The sequence below is a fragment of the Azoarcus sp. DD4 genome (genome assembly GCF_006496635.1).
Taxonomy (GTDB): Bacteria; Pseudomonadota; Gammaproteobacteria; order Burkholderiales; family Rhodocyclaceae; genus Azoarcus.
Window position 1 is genome coordinate 1242609 of sequence record NZ_CP022958.1, and the last position, 17484, is coordinate 1260092.

12 protein-coding genes are annotated in these 17484 nt (G+C 58.4%); all 12 read left to right on the forward strand.

The window, feature by feature from the left end; all coding sequences use genetic code 11:
* The first annotated feature begins 357 nt into the window (after positions 1-357).
* The gene (locus CJ010_RS05915) at positions 358-1272 is read left to right on the forward strand and encodes a WYL domain-containing protein (protein WP_141017179.1); all 915 of its coding nucleotides are present in this window, start codon (positions 358-360) and stop codon (positions 1270-1272) included.
* 62 nt (positions 1273-1334) lie between these two features.
* Positions 1335-1835, forward strand: coding sequence for a BrxE family protein (locus CJ010_RS05920; RefSeq protein WP_141017180.1), 501 nt, complete (start codon positions 1335-1337; stop codon positions 1833-1835).
* Positions 1836-1837: 2 nt separating this feature from the next.
* On the forward strand, positions 1838-2626 hold the full coding sequence (locus CJ010_RS05925; RefSeq protein ID WP_141017181.1) for a DUF1819 family protein: 789 nt from the start codon (positions 1838-1840) through the stop codon (positions 2624-2626).
* A complete protein-coding gene (locus tag CJ010_RS05930; RefSeq protein ID WP_021263471.1) occupies positions 2607-3182 on the forward strand; it encodes a BREX protein BrxB domain-containing protein in 576 nt (191 codons plus the stop codon). The genes CJ010_RS05925 and CJ010_RS05930 overlap by 20 nt, the downstream gene beginning before the upstream one ends.
* A 28-nt stretch (positions 3183-3210) precedes the next feature.
* Positions 3211-6834: a BREX system P-loop protein BrxC gene (brxC, locus tag CJ010_RS05935; RefSeq protein WP_141017182.1), complete on the forward strand. Its 3624-nt coding sequence runs from the start codon at positions 3211-3213 to the stop codon at positions 6832-6834.
* 2 nt (positions 6835-6836) lie between these two features.
* Complete coding sequence (locus CJ010_RS05940) at positions 6837-8168, forward strand: AAA family ATPase (protein WP_141017183.1); 1332 nt, start codon at positions 6837-6839, stop codon at positions 8166-8168.
* Positions 8161-8646, forward strand: coding sequence for a hypothetical protein (locus CJ010_RS05945; protein ID WP_141017184.1), 486 nt, complete (start codon positions 8161-8163; stop codon positions 8644-8646). Before CJ010_RS05940 ends, CJ010_RS05945 begins: the two co-directional genes overlap by 8 nt.
* A gap of 3 nt (positions 8647-8649) precedes the next feature.
* Positions 8650-10539 (forward strand): Eco57I restriction-modification methylase domain-containing protein, encoded by a 1890-nt coding sequence (locus CJ010_RS05950; protein ID WP_141017185.1) that lies wholly within the window; start codon positions 8650-8652, stop codon positions 10537-10539.
* Positions 10539-12452, forward strand: a complete 1914-nt coding sequence (locus tag CJ010_RS05955; RefSeq protein WP_141017186.1) for a type II restriction endonuclease subunit M — start codon at positions 10539-10541, stop codon at positions 12450-12452. The genes CJ010_RS05950 and CJ010_RS05955 overlap by 1 nt, the downstream gene beginning before the upstream one ends.
* On the forward strand, positions 12449-13099 hold the full coding sequence (locus CJ010_RS05960; RefSeq protein WP_141017187.1) for a hypothetical protein: 651 nt from the start codon (positions 12449-12451) through the stop codon (positions 13097-13099). The genes CJ010_RS05955 and CJ010_RS05960 overlap by 4 nt, the downstream gene beginning before the upstream one ends.
* Complete coding sequence (locus CJ010_RS05965) at positions 13096-14958, forward strand: DUF262 domain-containing protein (protein ID WP_141017188.1); 1863 nt, start codon at positions 13096-13098, stop codon at positions 14956-14958. The genes CJ010_RS05960 and CJ010_RS05965 overlap by 4 nt, the downstream gene beginning before the upstream one ends.
* A complete protein-coding gene (locus CJ010_RS05970) occupies positions 14955-17483 on the forward strand; it encodes a PglZ domain-containing protein (protein WP_141017189.1) in 2529 nt (842 codons plus the stop codon). Before CJ010_RS05965 ends, CJ010_RS05970 begins: the two co-directional genes overlap by 4 nt.
* The last annotated feature ends 1 nt before the right edge of the window (position 17484 follow it).

The window sequence follows — 17484 nt, forward strand, 5'->3', positions numbered from 1 at the left end:
CTATAGGGGCGATCTGTTGCCACGCGGCTTCGCTCTCCAGGTCAGGCGGGTTCAGAACACGTAGCACTGGGGGCAGTGGCCGCCCCTTGTTATCGACCAAAGCCGACTCCCGCCGAGGGCAGGTATGCGGGGGCAGGACGTTCCAGTAATCCTTATTGACCCGACATCACCGCCTTGAGGGGCATCTAAGCGAAATTTTTCGTAGGCAGTGTTGATCGTCTGATCGTCGCGGGGGTATTGTTATCATAAAGATGCTGATGTTGGTATTAAAAAGGTCATAGATGGATATTGTTTTGAGTCATATACTTGCGGAAATTGCTGTCGTATACATGCGATAACCATAGCGAGCGAGGCCAGATGCCAAACGAACAGCTTGCAGATTTAACCCAGCCGCAGCGCGACCGACTCGCGTTTGTGGAGTTGCGCCTGCGCTTCATCGGGGAGATACGCCGCCAGGATTTGGTCACGCGGTTTGGCATCGGGTCTGCCGCCGCATCCAGGGATCTGGCGCTGTACAAGGAGTTGGCCCCTGGCAACATCGACTACGACTCCAAGGCAAAGTCCTACGTCTTGGCGCCAGGCTTCCAGCCGGTCTTTGAATTCCCCCCGGAGCGGGTGCTGTCGTGGCTGACTCAGGGATTTGGTGACGGCGAGCCGATGCGGCTCAATGCGTGGGTTGTCAGCGAGAGCCTGTCTCGGCTCACCGATCCAGATCTGGACACCCTTGCGAGCGTGACCCGGGCAATCCATCAGGAATGTCCGTTGGGCATCGAGTACTACTCCCTCTCCAGAGGCCGCACCGAGCGACAGATCGTCCCGTTCGCGCTGATCGACAACGGCCTGCGCTGGCATGTCCGGGCCTTCGACCGGGAGTCGAAGGAGTTCCGGGATTTCGTCATCACCCGGATCAAGAACCCTGTCCTGCTTCAGGGGCAGCCAGTTGCAGCCAATGAGATCAGCGATCAAGACGTTCAGTGGACGCGGATCGTCGAACTGGAGTTGGTGCCGCACCCGGATCAGCCCCGGCCGGAGATCACCGAAATGGATTACGGCATGCGCGACGGCATGCTGCGGATGAAACTGCGCGCTGCCACGGCTGGATACGTCCTACGTAAATGGAGTGTCGACTGCTCCCCTGATCACAGCCTGCGCGGGCATGAGTACCGGCTTTGGCTGAGAGACCACCTTGCTATCTACGGTGTGCGCAATGCTGTACTGGCACCGGGATATGCTGCACCAGAAAGTTCTGGTGCAGGAGCAGCTAATGACTGATCAACAAATGCATCACCCTACGCGGGCTGAGTCGGCAAAACCTACGAACAAAGAGAAATGAAATGAAGGAGTCCTACCTGTCTACCCTGCTGCTAATGAGGCTCCTCGTCGGCTTCCTCGGAGAACGTGCTCAGTGCGCCTGGTGGCCAACGGCTTTCTATGAGGCATCAAGCCGGCTCTTCCTGGAGCCTGTTTTTTCCAAGACATCTCGCCTTGCTCAGTACCACGGCGTGCTGGAGGCCGCCAGACGATTGCACGACGAGCATTTGAGCGTGGGTAGCTACCACCTGTTCCGGTTGCCCGAGGAGGTCGAGCAAGACCTGCACGCGACCCTGCAAAGCAGCGTGGGAGAGGAGATCGCCAGTCAGGCGCCACTGAGCAAAGAAGCTGCACTGGATGCGTTGAAGCGATTGGCCGCCACGGGCGGCACGTCCAGCGTGGGTCCGACGGCGGTCGGGAGCATCAAGGATCTCGATTCCACCGACACCCTGAATGCCATCGCAGCAGGCTACCTCTCCGCGTTCACGCAGAACACCAAAACATACCCGTATCTGGTGGGGTGATCGTGGTCGACAACAAGCCCTACACGACTCAGTTGCAAGCAGGCCTTGGGCTCGTCAATGAGACCAAGACGCTGCTCGAACTGTGGTCGCCTGGCATGTCGGCCAACCAGTTGCATCAGGTCGCACTGGAATCGGGTCGATTCCCCACCGTTACAGCGCGCCGACTGCGCAACATCGTCGTCGAATGCTTCGCTCCTCGTTACCTGGTGTCAGACGGCGCGCCAGCCGCACACCTCAAGCGCCTGTCCACAACGATCTCTACTGCCGACCTGACGCAGCTCATGCTCGTGTTTACGAGTCGATCCAACCCGATCCTTGGAGACTTCGTGCGCCACGTTTACTGGATCCGGTACGCAGGTGGATACACCCAGATCACCAATGAGGATGCTCGCACCTTTGTCGAGCGAGGTATCGATGACGGCAAAACCATCAAGCGCTGGTCGGAAACCACGGTGCGGCGCGTCTCCGCCTATCTGACCGGATGCTGTGCCGACTACGGAATGCTTGAGCGCGGATTGCGCTCAAGCCGCCGCATCCTGCCGTTTCGCATCTCGCCGTCTGCGGCTGCATATCTAGCCTATGAGCTGCACTTTTCCGGCGTCGGTGATAACGCGTTGCTGACCCATGAAGACTGGCAGCTGTTTGGCCTCGCACGGGAAGACGTGCTGGAAGAGCTCAAGCGACTTTCGCTGAAAGGGTTGCTCATCGTCCAAGCGGCGGGTGATGTGATTCGCATCAGTTGGAAACAACAAAACATGGAGGCGCTCTGCGATGTCCTCACTCAAAGCTGATTTCGACGAGTTGCGCGAGCGCATCCGCCACGGGCGCGAGCTCGGCCATGCGAGCTTCGAGCCGATCTACTACTTGGTCTTCCCGCCAGAGCAAATCCTCGAGGTGAAGCGGCAAACACCCGCTTGGGTGGCCAAACTGCACCAGGAAGGCTGGGACGTGCACACGTTCTCCATCGCCGAACAGCTCTGGGCACTGCTCAAAGACGACCCGTTCTGGTCGCTCTGCGTGATGGAAGACAAGTCAGCACCACTGGATTGGCCACGTACCAACAAAGCGCTAGCGGACATCCTGACGGCGGATAACGGCCTGTTGAAGCGACTTGAGGATGCCCTGCAGCCGCTCGAAGGCCAACAGAACGCGCTGCTCTTGGTAACGGACCTTGAGGCACTGCACCCGTTCATGCGGATCGGTGCCATCGAGAGTCAGCTCCAGGGCAAGTTTCATGTGCCGACGATTTTTCTGTACCCCGGCGTGCGAACCGGCAAGACGCGCCTGAAGTTTCTTGGCTTCTACCCGGAAGACGGTAATTACCGCTCCGTCCACGTCGGCGGCTGAACAGACAAAAGAACCCTGGGATAAACCTATGACCATTCGCTCACTCTTCGACCCAAGCAAGGACATCTACCGGACCATCGAGAAGGTCATCACCTATGGCGCCTCGCAAGAAGGCCGCCTCAAGGCTGAGATCTCCGAATACGTGGTCACCGAGAGCATCGAGGAGCAGTTCCGCAAGCTTCTCGATCGCATGCAGCTGGCGATGGAGTCTGGTGGCGAAAATGAGGTAGGCGTCTGGGTCTCTGGCTTCTACGGCTCCGGTAAGAGCTCGTTCACCAAGTACCTCGGCTTGGCTTTCGATGATCAGCGCACTATCGACGGCACACCGTTCATCAACTACCTGCAAGACCGCCTGCACAAGCCACAGACCAAGGCGCTCCTCAGCACGGTGGCGAAGCGCTTCCCGGCCGCCGTGGTGATGCTGGACCTGGCCAGTGAAATGCTCGCCGGCGCCACCATGGAAGACGTCTCCACCGTCCTCTATTTCAAGGTGCTGCAGTGGGCCGGCTACTCACGAAACCTCAAGGTCGCGGCCTTCGAGCGCATGGTCGAGAAAGACGGTCGCACCCCCGAGCTGCACGACCGTATCGCCCAAGCGCTGCCGGGTGCAACCTGGGCGCGCGTGCAGAACAACCCGTTGGCCATCGACGGGCTGATCCCAAAAATCGCCCACGAGATGTACCCGGCACTCTTCCCCGAGGCCAAGTCCTTCTCTTCCAGCACCGAGGGCTTCTTCCAGTTCGAAGACCAGCGCGTGCAGGAGATGATCGACATCGTCCGCGAAAAAAGCGGCAAGCAGAACATCATTTTCATTGTCGACGAGGTCGGTCAGTACGTGGCCTCTCGCGACAACCTGATCCTCAACCTCGATGGCCTGGCCAAGAACCTCAAGCGGCTGGGCGACGGCAAGGCATGGATCATCTCTACCGCGCAGCAGACGCTGACGGAAGACGACCCACGCGCCGCGCTGAACTCCGACAAGCTCTACAAGCTGAAAGACCGCTTCCCAATCCAGATCGACCTCGAATCGAGTGACATCAAAGAAATCTGCTACCGCCGTCTGCTCGGTAAATCGCCAGCGGGCGAGACCGAGCTTGCCAAGCTGTTCGATGCCCATGGTCAGGCACTGCGACACAACACCAAGTTGCAAGACGCCAAGTATTACGACGCGGACTTCAGCAAAGAGAGTTTCACCAATCTCTACCCATTCCTGCCGGCGCACTTCGACATCCTGCTGCACCTACTCGGCGCGCTCGCCAAGTCCACCGGCGGTATCGGCCTGCGCTCTGCGATCAAGGTGATCCAGGATGTCCTCAAGGGTGAAGGCGGCTCCAAGGCCATGGCCGATCAGCCCGTGGGTTGGCTCGCCACCACGGTGACGCTGTACGACGAACTGGAAAAGGACATTCGCCGCGCTTTCACGTCCATCCACCAGGCGGTCGGCAAGGTGCAGATTCGCTTCCCGGACTCGCAACTCCATCAGGACATCGCCAAGTCCGTCGCCGTCCTGCAGATCCTCGGCAACCTGCCGGTGTCGGTGCAGAACGTCGCCAGCCTGATGCATCCCTCCGTCACGGCAGCATCCCAGCTCGATACGGTCAAGAAAGCCGTCGAAGAGATGCTGAACGACGTGCATGTGCCGCTGGGCGAGAAGGATGGCAACCTGGTGTTCCTCAGCGAGAAGCTGCGGGATATAGAGCAGGAGCGTGGCGCCATTGCGTTGCGCACCGTGGATGTGAAGCGCATTTTCAACGATGCGCTGCGCGAGTCCTTCGATCCGCTGCCCCGTGTCAGCCTCCACGGTACGATGGCCGTCGCAACGGGCCTGAAGGTCCAGGCCGGCAGCGCCATCACCAGCCTGGCTGGTGATCAGAGCACCATCCAGACCGTTGTCGAGTTGGTGCCTGCCAGCGACTACGACACCGCCAAGAACCGGATGCTGGATGACTCCCGTAGTCGGGCCGGTCGGAATGTCATCGGGCTCTTGGCTCGCGCCAATTCCGAACTCGACGATCTGGCGAACGAAATCTATCGCTGCCAGCGCATTGCCGAACTGCACCGCAACGAGCCAGACCAAGAGGTCAAAGACTACTGCACCGGCCAGCTCGACCGTGCTGCCAAGCTGGCGACCCAGCTCCAGAGCAAGATCAAACAAACTCTGCAAGCCGGCTCGTTCGTGTTCCGTGGCCAGGCCACGGCGGTGTCGGCACTGGATGCTGATTTGCTGGAGGCCGCCAAGAAGCTGCTCTCTGACGTGGCCGACCAAGTGTTCGACCGGTACGTAGAAGCGCCGGTACGTGCGGGAACCGACACCGCCGAGAAATTCCTCAAGGTCGCGAATCCCGCCGCCATCAGCAGTGCGCTGGACCCGCTCGGCCTGGTGCAAACCGTCGCGGGTCGTGCCTCGTTTAAGACCGACCACAAGGCGATGATCAGCATCCGCGACTACATCGACAAACGCGGTACCGTCGATGGCAAGCGGCTGCTCGACGATTTCAGCAATGATCCGTTTGGCTGGTCACCCGATACCACGCGCTACATCGTGGCCGCCATGCTCATGGCGGGTGAAATCAAACTCAAGGTATCCGGGCGTGAGGTCACGGCTGCAGGGCAGCAGGCGATCGACGCCCTGAAGACCAACAACTCCTTCAAGCAGATCGGCGTCGCGCTGCGCGATGAGCGCCCGTCCATCGAAACGCTCGGACGTGCCGCTGAAAGGCTCACCGAACTGGTGGGCGACATGGTGATCCCGCTGGAACAAGAGATCAGCAAGGCGGCGGCAAAGCACTTCCCGCGCTTCCAGCACGATTATGGTTCCTTGGCCGAAAAGCTCAGTGGCCTTGGGCTGGCAGGCAGTGACCGCATCCGCACTTTGAACCAGGACATTGCCGATGTCCTGTTCACCGATGCCTCCGACGCCCCGCAGCGCCTGGGTGCCGAAACGTCCGCCATTTACGACAACCTCAAGTGGGCACTCGAAGTGAAGCGGGCGCTCGACAACGGGCTCGACGCCACCCTGCGTGACTTGCAAGCCCATCGCCGCGACATCGAGGCCTTGCCGGACACCGGCGTGCCAGGGGAGCTGCGCCGCGAACTCGCCGAAGACCTGGGAACCCTGTCGGAGCGCTTGGGCAAAGAGGACTTTTACAAACACACCGCCGACTTCAATTCGCAGCTCACCCATCTGAAGGGCCGCGTGCGCGATGCGGTCATCACGCTCTCCGATCAGCAAAAGCTGCGTTTGAAGGAAGGTGTCGAGGATCTGCAGCGCATCCCCGAGTGGGAAGAGCTCACCCAGGAGGAGCGCGGCAACGCCGTGAACCGGCTGGACGGGCTCGCCCTGGCAGCAACGCAGGATCTGGCTGGACTCAAGAAGCTGTTGGCCCGCGACTACGACATCAACAGCACCCTCGACGACCTGAAACGGTCGATCCAGCGCCAGGGCCAGGAGCGCCTGCGCCAGCGCATGGAGGAAGAGCGGGCCAAGACAGGCGAGAAAGGCCCCGCCAAGCTCACCAAGTCCATCGCCGTGCCGGTGAAGATGACCTCGGCGGCAGACATCGACGCGCTGATTCAGCAGCTCCACGAAATCAAGGCTCAGCTCGCGCTGTATGCCGAGATCGAAGTGTCATTTGCGCTCAAAGGAGAGTGACCATGCTCACGGCCATCACTTTGGAAGACTTCAAAAGCTACCGACAGGCAACATTACCGCTGTCTGCACTGACGGTACTGATCGGTGCTAATGCCTCAGGTAAGAGCAATGTCATCGAAGGCTTGCGACTTTTGTCCTGGCTGGCTCAAGGGCAAAAACTTTCGGCTATCCGGTTTGCTGTACAAAGTGGCGATCAGGTGGTGCGCGGAAAACAGGAGGATTTGGCCTATCAACGTTGTGATTCATTTGGCCTAGGCGTGTACACAAACGCTACCGAGTGGAACCATCTCAGTATGAATCTAAGCCGCCGTGCTGATGGCTTGCACATCACCAAGGAGACGCTAACTCACGACGGGGCAAAAGTACCGCTGTATACGTTGGATCAGCCGTCCAATGGGCAAAGTACGGACGCGGGTGTGGCCTACAACAATTTTGCAAACGGGCGAAATAAGCCGCATATAACTTGCACTGACCAAACTGCCATTTTTACCCAGCTCACCAGCCAAGCTACTTTCGAAGCTAAGCATAAAAGCTCTCGGGAGCGTATCCCCCCGGTTACAAAAGACTTGGAGCGGTGGCTTTCTGCCATTCTTTTTCTCGATCCTGTACCAGCGCAGATGCGCGAGTATGCGTTTCCTTCTGACAAAGACTTGCAAGGCAACGGCCGCAACGTCTCGGCGGTGTTATTCAATCTGTGGGGGCGTGAGGAACAAGCTCAGAATGAGCCTTATGCCAGCAACCGTACCGCCATTCTGAGTTTCATTCAAAGTTTGCCCGAGCAAGATATCGCCGGCCTGTCTTTCCTAGAGGAGCCGCGCGGTGGCGTGATGGTTCAGCTCACCGAGACCTTTGGTGGCAGGACAGATCAGCGAGATGCTTCTTTGCTCTCCGACGGCACCTTGCGTGTTCTGGCTATTGCCGCCGCAATGCTGTCAGCTCCGGAAGGCAGCCTGGTGGTCATCGAGGAAATTGACAACGGCGTACACCCCAGCCGGGCTCACCATCTGCTGCAACAGATTCAAAGCATCGCCAGCCAGCGCGATTTGCGCGTGCTGCTCTCCACCCACAATCCGGCCATGCTCGATGCGCTACCCGACAGCGCCGTGCCCGATGTGGTGTTTTGTTATCGCCACCCAGAAGACGGCGCCAGCCGCTTGGTGCGCCTGGCCGATGTGCCCGATTACCCAGAACTGATCGCCCAGGGCACCTTGGGCCACCTGATGACCTCTGGCGCGTTGGAGCGCTTCGTCAAACACCATCCAACCGGTGAAGACCGTAAGCAGCGTGCCCTGGATTGGCTGGCCAAGATGCGATCGGGAGCCAGCAATGAGTGACATCGTATTACTGGATACATCGGTTTATTTGAATGTTCTCGATGTGCCAGGTTTCAATCAAGACCGAGATGAAATCTTGGATGAATTTGCCGTTCGGGTTGAGAGCGGCGACTATTTCCTTCTGCCAATGGCCACCATTTGGGAAACAGGGGACCACATTGCCGACCTGACCGATGGCCGCCTGCGTCGTCAATTCGCTCAGTCATTGGTTGAACAGGTGACACAGGCCTTTAACAATCAAGCGCCATTTAAAACAACCTACTTTCCAGACAGCGAAGTCTTTCTCCGATGGCTGGGTGATTTCCCAGACTATGCGCAGCGCAACAAATCAGACCGCCAAACCCGCGAAGGCGTCAGTCTCAGCGACCTCTCCATCATCAAAGAGTGGGAGCAAACCAGCGACCGACACCCCATGTCGCGCGTGCTGATCTGGTCGCTCGACAGCGACCTCGCTGCTTACGACACAGGAGCCCGATAGCTGATGGCCTTCGACCAAACAACAAGAAACCGTCTGCAGCGCTTCGTCAACGATGCGCGCCGGGTGCTGGAAGAAGAGTTCACCCGCCAGTTGCAGAACGACTACGGCATGGACCCGAACTCGGGCAGCGTGGCCGATCTGACCAGCCTGCGGCATATCAACGACGCCCAGCGCGAAACTGCCCGCATCCTGCGCGACACCCTGGCGCACTACACCGCCAGTGGCGACATGAATGCCACCCAGGGGCTGGACCGTATCGTCCGCGAGCAGGCCTTTACCGTGCTGAACCGCCTGGCGGCGCTGCGCATGGCTGAGGCGCGTGGCTTGTTGGTCGAATCAGTGGGCAATGGCTTCCAAGCCAAGGGCTTTCAGCTCTACGCGCGCTTGGCTGGCACCGGCCTGGGCGAAACCGGCGATGCCTACCGCGTGTACCTGTTCAGCGTGTTCGATGAGCTCGCCCAAGACCTGCCCGGTCTGTTTGACCGCTACTCACCGCAGGGCCGCCTGTTCCCGCGCGAGGCCGCGCTGCTGCAAGTGCTGAACCTGATCAACGATGCCGACATCGCCCCGCTGTGGAGCGAAGACGAAACCATCGGCTGGATCTACCAGTACTTCAACTCCAAGGAAGAGCGCAAGGCGATGCGCGATGCCAGTCAGGCACCGCGCAACAGCCGAGAACTGGCGGTACGCAACCAGTTCTTCACGCCGCGCTATGTGGTCGAGTTCCTGGTGGACAACACCCTCGGGCGACTCTGGTTCAACGCCACGGGCGGGCAAACAGGTTTACGCGATCGCTGCCAATACCTGCTGGTGAAGCCGGACGAAATGCCACAAGCCGCCACCAAGCTGCGTGACCCGCGCACGCTCAAGCTGCTGGACCCGGCCTGCGGCTCCATGCACTTCGGCCTGTATGCCTTTGATCTGTTCGCCGAGATCTATTGCGAGGCCTGGGCTTGGGAACAACAGCACGGCCCTGGTTCGCTGGACGTTTCCACCCAGCCCAAAGCGGCCCTGAAGCCACTGTGCCAGACCTATGAGGACGAGGCGACATTTCTGCGCGATGTGCCGCGCCTGATCATCGAACACAACATTTATGGCGTCGATATTGATCCGCGCGCCGCGCAGATCGCTTCGTTGGCGCTGTGGCTGCGGGCGCAACGTGCTTGGCACGATGCCGGCGTCAAGGCCAAAGACCGCCCTTTGATTGGGCGCGGCCATGTGGTCGCCGCCATTGCGCCGCCGGCGGAACGTGAGCTGCGCCAGCAGTTTGCGGCCAACCTCGATCAACAAGATGCCGAGCTGTTCGAGAAGACCCTGCAACTGCTCAAGGGCCTGCCGGAGCTCGGAGTGCTGCTCCAGGTTGAACGCGAGTTGCCGAGCTTGATCCGCCAGGTCTACGTCGGCAAAGGCACCGGCCTGTTTGCTGCGCAGGAGCTGGAGAACTGGCAACAGGCGGAGGCGCGTTTGCGCACGGCACTCACCGAATTCGCCCATGCAGCCAAGTCGACGTATCAGGGGCGCTTATTTGCGCAAGATGCTCTGCAGGGGCTTCGCCTCATTGACTTGTGCCGCGAGTTTTTCGACGTGGTAGTGATGAATCCTCCGTTTGGAGAGCCTAGTCTCGGGGTCAAAAGTGCGCTTGTTTCTGCATACCCACGATCGAGAAACGATTTGCTCACAATCTTTGTCGAGCGAGGTCTTGGTTTGCTCAGAGCTGGAGGCCGGCTAGGGTCCATAACCTCTAGGACCTGTTTTTTTCTATCCAGCTACCAGCAGTGGCGGGAAGAAATTGTCCTCAATATGGCGCGCCCAGCGGTCATGATAGATCTCGGTCATGGGGTCATGGATGACGCCATGGTGGAAGCAGCAGCCTACGTGTTGGAGAAACAATAATGACTCTATTCATACGTCTGCTCGCTGACCAGGATAAACAAAAAGCGCTTTTCGCCGCTGTGGATTCCTTTCGACGTGGTGAGACAAGAAGCAACTTCTACGAAGTTGCTCCAGAGGATTTTTCAGATATCCCTGGGTCATCCTTCGCCTACTGGGTAACCAAGAATATCCGAAATGCATTTACAGCTTTTCCCGCATTTAGCACCGGTCGGACTAATGCATGCATCACAAATCCCGCTGGCGACGATAAGCGCTATATCCGCACCTGGTGGGAGATTAATCCATCCCTAAGGCCGAATCTCTCCTGGCGACCGATTGCAAAGGGGGGAAGCTACAGCCCGTTCTATTATGACGTTCACTTGGTTGTGGCTTGGAATCCTCAGCGTGAGACATACCTTGGATTTATCGGAACAGAGCATAGACCTCTAGAAAAGCCTGCCTCGGTAGACTTTTTCTTCAGGCCAGGAATTACTTGGCCAAGTCGGACACAGGAATTTGGTCCAAGGGTGATGCCATCCGGTTGTGTGTTCACCGGCAAAGGCCCTGCTGCCTTTGATTTGGAGAATAGCGCTAAGCACCTGCTTGCCAACTGCGCTTTGATGAACTCAACGCCCTTTAAGGCGTTGGTCGGCACCAGGCTTAACGCTGCGGATTCAACTGCGAGATCGTTCGAAGTTGGGATTATTCAAAAGACGCCAGCGCCAGATTTAAGAGGCGACGTCCGCGATGCGCTTGCACAACTTGCAAAAGAAGCTTGGTCTCTCCGATACGTCATGGACACTGTCGAAGAGACGTCGCACGCGTTTTTATTGCCCGCTGCTTTGCAGGCACGCGTTTACGAGTCTTCCACGTTAAGCGCCGAACTCTATCTGAGTCGTATCCAAGCTGATATTGATTTGATCGCCTTTGATATTTATGGCTTTACCGAAAGAGACCGCGAGGCCATCTCTCAGATTGTCATTGATGCCTCGGACGATGCAAGTAACGACAAAGAGGACGAAGATGAGGTAATCAGTCTGCCTGCTGATGCTGAGTCAACGCTGCTTTCGTGGGCTGTCGGCTGCTCTTTTGGCCGTTTTGACTGGCGCCTAGCCACAGGGGAACGTAAGGCACCATCGGCCCCTGATCCCTTCGATCCACTACCGGCCAAGAGCCCTGGTATGTTGCCCGAAGGTGCGGTGCCCTTTCACGCCCACACTGGCATCCTAGTGGACGACCCAGGCCATCCGCACGACCTGGCGCGTCTGGTCGAGGAGGTGTTGACCCGCGTGGATGTCGCGGTGCCGGAAGATGTGCGCCGCTGGCTGCAACGGGACTTTTTCGCCTTCCATCTACAGCGCTACTCCAAGAGCCGCCGCAAGGCGCCGATCTACTGGCCGCTGAGCACGACGTCCGGCAGTTACACGCTGTGGGTCTATTACCCCAGCCTCACAAGTCAGACGCTGTACACCGCCATCAACGACTTCGTCGAGCCCAAGCTCAAACAAGTCGGCGCTGACGTGACGGCGCTGCGCAACAAGGGTGCAGCCCGCGCGCGCGACGACGAAAAGCAGTTCGAGTCCCTGCAAGCCTTCGAGCTGGAGCTGATCGAACTGCGCGACACCCTGCTCAAGCTCGCGCCGACCTACAAGCCCAACCACGATGATGGCGTGCAGATCACCGCCGCACCGCTGTGGCCGCTGTTCCGCCACAAGCCCTGGCAGAAGGTGCTCAAGGACACCTGGGCCAAGCTGGAAAAGGGCGAGTATGACTGGGCACACCTGGCCATGAACTACTGGCCCGAACGCGTGCGCGAGAAGTGCAAGGCCGATAAATCCCTGGCCATCGCACACGGCCTTGAGAATCTGTACATCGAGCCCGAAGCCGCCCCGAAGAAGGCTCGCGGCAGGAAAAAAGCTGGGGGCAACGAATGAGCCAACACCAGGATGGAAATGATCTCGTCGACTGGAATGTGGTCCATCGCTCCAATTTCGAATCTGCAGCATTTAGCTCAGCGAAGTGGATTCAAAAGGGGATCGACCTGTTTGAGTCCGCCAAGCTGCTGGAACCGAGCATTCAGGAGCTTTGGGGTTACTGGCGAAGCAAGTCAGAAGGCCGACCAGCAGCTCACGTCCCAGACCATTTCCTGGGAACGTACTTCATGTTGATGTCGTTTTGTATCGAAAATTTTCTAAAGGCAGCACTGATTCAGGCTGGCAGTTCGCAATACAAGAAGGAATTCAAATCATGTGTGGAGAGCGGAGTGAAGTCTGGAAAGTGTTTTCCGTCTGAGCTGAAAACTCATGATTTGTTTGACCTGTCCGTCAAGGCAGAGCTGAGCCTTCTAGAAGGTGAGGAGGACCTGCTTAGGCGGCTATCGAGGTGCGCGGAATGGGCTGGCCGCTACCCATCGCCACTGCGTTATGAAGAGATGTCTGGTGCTGAGAGGTTTTCTGATGGCTCAGACTATTCATTGCGCTGGTTTGGTGACCGTGACGTGGAAAAGTTGAACAGTTTCATTCCATCGCTTCCTCCTCGACTTGGCTTACACACGAGGCACTGGGAGGAGAAAACAGAATGAGCATCATGCAGCAATCCAGCAAGGCACAAGACCGAACTCTGGGCGTTTGGTTTCAAAACATTCAGCAAGGCATGGTCAAGCTGCCGCGCTTTCAGCGTTTCGAGGCCTGGGATCGGGGGCGAATCGCCAGCTTTCTGAACACCATCATCAACAACCTGCCAGTGGGAGTGACCTTGGCACTCGAAGTTGCCGGTCAGGAGAAATTCGAGTCGCGCTACATCGCAAGCTCGGACCCTGAAACGCCAGGCACCGTGACTCAGCACTTGTTGGACGGCCAGCAGCGGCTGACTGCGTTCTGGCGATCGATGCACAACAACTACGAGTGGGAGACATTTTTCGTTTACTTGCCGCATTTTGACCGGGGGGAGAGCAAGTCGGGCTCCGAGGTTGAAATCCGCTGCATTCCGCGTTGGGTCAACAAGCACCAGCTGCGCATGCCACGCTGGGCTGAAGAGCCAGCCCAGTGTTTCAAGCGCGGATTGCTCCCTGTTTCTCTACTCCGCCCCGGCGACATTTCGACCGAGATCGATCTATGGCTGAACGATGCGACCAAGCCACTCGAGCCAGCAGACACAGATCCGGATGCACTGGCCAAATACAAGGCATATACCGCCACCCGCGACAAGATCAAGGCAGAGATCACCACGCTGCGAGAGCGCGTGACGCACTTCAACCTGCCCTACCTGTCGTTGCCGGCGGATACCAGCAAGGATGTAGCCCTGCAGGTATTCATAAACATGAACACCAACAGCAAGCCCTTGTCCCTGTACGACATCATCGTGGCAGAGGTAGAGAGCGTGGCTGAGAAGTCGCTTCACGCGCTTGAAGCCAGCCTGACGGACAAATGCCCGACAGCTGGTCGCTACGGCAATGTGTCTGATCTCATCCTGTCCACCTCCGCGTTGCTACAGGAAAAGCTGCCCAATACGCGCGGCATGATTGAGATGGATAAGAAGCAGCTGCTTGCCAACTGGCCAAAGCTGGAGCGCGGGCTAGAGCGCATGGCGTCGTTTTTGGATGGCCAGCGCGTGTTCGACGAGGCGCGGCTGCCGACGAATGCTGTTCTGGCGGTGATAGCGGCTGCCTATGAATTGATCCCGGATCACGGTGATTTTCTGGCCAAAGCGGAAAAGCTGTTGCGCCGCTACCTGTGGTCAGCGTTCTTCACTGACCGCTACGAAAACACTGCAGCTTCGCGTGCGTTTGCGGACTTCAAGGCCATCAAGGCACTGCTGAAGAATCCCGGCTTTACCGATTCCGAATTGGCAACGGTACCTGCGCTGAATCGCGCCGAATTCCCGTTGGCAAATGTGGATTCACTGATGGCCGCCGGCTGGCCAAAGGCAGCTGGTATTGAGGCTCGCGCCATTTTGGCAGTATCGACCTATCTCGGTGCCATCGACTTTGCAGACCACAAGCCAGCAACTTATGACAGTATTCAGAAGCGCGAATACCACCATGTTTTTCCAGATGCTCTGCTTTCAGAAGCTGGAATACCCAGCTATTTGGCACTGAACTGTGCGCTGATCACCTGGAAGACCAACCGGATGATTGGCCGCAAGGATCCGCTGGAATACCTGCAAGAGCGTGTTCAGTGGGCCAATGAAGACGTAGTGCGCGAACGCTTGAAATCCCACCTAATTTCATATGACTTGCTTTCCAAGGCGCATTACGCAGATCTTGAAGGTACTGCTTTCAAGACAAAACTGACCGCTGACTTCAACGAGTTCTTGCGAGATCGTGCCAGCCTGGTCGTTGCAGCGATGACTTCGCTCACCGAGGGAAACAGTCCTGCGCTTGAGACTTTGTGGGTCACGCACCTCGCCACTAAAACGGATAACGCGGAGGCCACCGCATGAGTATTGCTGAATTTATTCGAGAAAGCGTGCTGCGGCCGCGCCTGAAACAGGCAGGCGCCTTGGTGGTGTACGACGCCGACAAGCGCTACCGCGAGCTGTGTTTCGATCTGGCCGCCGACAAGGTGCGGGTGGTAGGTGCGTCTGAAAGCAGCATCGAAAGCCGTGAGGCGGCGCTGCTGGCGCTGCGTGAGGTAGGTCAGCCCAAGGCGCCGCTGGAAGGGGTGTTGATCTATGTGCCTGCCAAGCGACCTGAGACTGACGAGCAGAAGCAAACCGACCCATTCGCTCTGTACGCAGAATGCGGCGCGGTGTTCCCGCAAGATGATGGCGACGAGTATCTGAGCCTGTGCCTGCGCGCCAGGCCAGATCACGCGACCGAGATCCGACAGGTCTTTGCCACGTCTCCCTCTGGGCCGACCTTTGCAGTGATCGATGCCATCGGCGGCGGTGTGAGTTGGCCCCAGTTGCGAGCCACGCTGCGGGTGGAGTCCGGCCGCGAGATCCTGGCTGCACTACTGGCCCCCACTGCCAACCAATCCGAGGCGCTCAAGGGTCAGGAAGGCTGGGTACAAGAGGCGCGTGACTTTCTCCGTGCTACCTTGGGCCTAAGCGTGAAGACGCGCGGCAAGACCTGGTCTGCCCTGGCGGATGAACTTTGGCGCTACGTGCTATTCAGTGAATTTGTATTTGATCTGCCAGTGGCGCTGCCGGACACCCTGAAGGGGGTGCCGCACGCACCGATGGAAGCCAGACCCATCGTCGAGGATGTATGCGACCGTCTGCGCAGCGACCCGAAGTCACGTGCGGCGTACATCGAGTACGCCGAGACCGCCGAGGCAGAACTCAACCTGACCGATCTTTGTGGTGCGATTGAAGACCTGGGCGAGCGCGACACCTTCCCCTTCGAGGAGCGGACCTTCCTGCGCGCAGCGATCAAAGGCATAGTCACTGGTGACACTGATGCCACACGTCAAGTACTGAGTGGACGAAAAAATTCTGTATGGATGGAAAAAGGCGAAAGCCAAGCCCAATGGGAGTTGGTGCGCTCTGGTTTGAGCCTGGTCGAGGCCTGCGAAGATTTTGAGCGACAGCTCCCGGATTACGCTCGCTCGCAAGCGGAGCTGATCGACTTCTACCTAGGCAGCCTGCGTGAAGCAGATCGTCTGCAGCGCGAGTTTGAGCAAGCGGCGGGTGACTTCCTCGATCCGCATGGCTTGATGCATGAAGTGATCAGCCAGGCTCGGACGCGTTATCGCCGTTTGGCAGAGAAGGTTCAGGGCGTGTTTGTGAAGCACGTTGAGTCCGCCGGTTGGCCACCCACTGGGCGCCTTGCAAATGCCGATGCCTTTGATCGCTTGATCGCAGATCGCCTTAAGGAAAGCGGCCGTAAGGTGGCCTACCTGATGGTAGATGCCCTGCGCTACGAGTTGGGCGTGGCATTGGAAAAACTGCTGGCCGAAGACGGTCCCGTCGAGCTGCAAGCGGCCTATGCGCAGCTGCCGACTATCACCCTGGTAGGTATGGCGAGCTTGCTCCCTGGAGCACGCACGGGGCTGACACTGTCGCTGGAGAACGACTCCCTGGTGCCCAAGCTAGCAGGTGCCCCAGTAAGCAATGTCCCGCAGCGCATGAATGTGCTGGCCAAGAGGTATGGCGATCGCTTCGCGGAAATGCCGCTCAACGATTTCGTTCGCAGCAAACCGAAGATTGCCGAAACCGTCGACCTGCTGGTGCTGCGCTCCACAGAAATCGACAGCCAACTGGAAAGCAACCCGGAAACGACGCTGGGCCTGATCCCCGGAACGCTGAAGCTGATCCGCGTGGCACTGCATAAGCTGCGTGGCATGGGCTTCAAAGAGGCGGTCATCGTGACCGACCACGGCTTCTTCCTGAATGCGCAAGCAGAAGCTGGCGATGTGTGCGTGAAACCGCAGGGGAAATGGCCGGTGAATGCTCACGACCGCATGATGCTGGGCGACGGCACGGCGGATGGTCACAGCCTGGTGGTCAGTGCAGAGAAGCTCGGCATTCGCGGTGATTTCACGCAAGTGGCACTACCGCGCAGCATGGCCCCTTATCGCTCAGGGCACCTGTACTTCCACGGCGGCGCATCCCTGGCCGAGGCCGTTGTGCCGGTGCTGGTGGCCAGGCTGGATACCGCCGCCCATGCGGAATTGCGCAAGGTGGTGGTGGAGCTGAGCTACAAGAACGGCGCGAAGCGCATCACGACGCTCTTGCCTGTGATCGAGGTGACCTTGGTATCAGACGACATGTTCACGCAGGACATGAGCGTGGAAATCTTGCTTGAGGCCCAGGACAGCAAAGGTAACGTCGTGGGCGAGCCTCGCCCTGGTGGCGACGTGAACCCTGCGACGAGAACCGTGACTTTGATGCCGAACCAACGCAAACAGATTGCATTGCGAATGGATGAGGATTTCAGAGGTAAGTTCAAGGTCGTGGCGTTGAACCCGACCACCTTGGCGGCATATAGCAACCTAGCGCTTGAAACCGACTATACGGAATAAG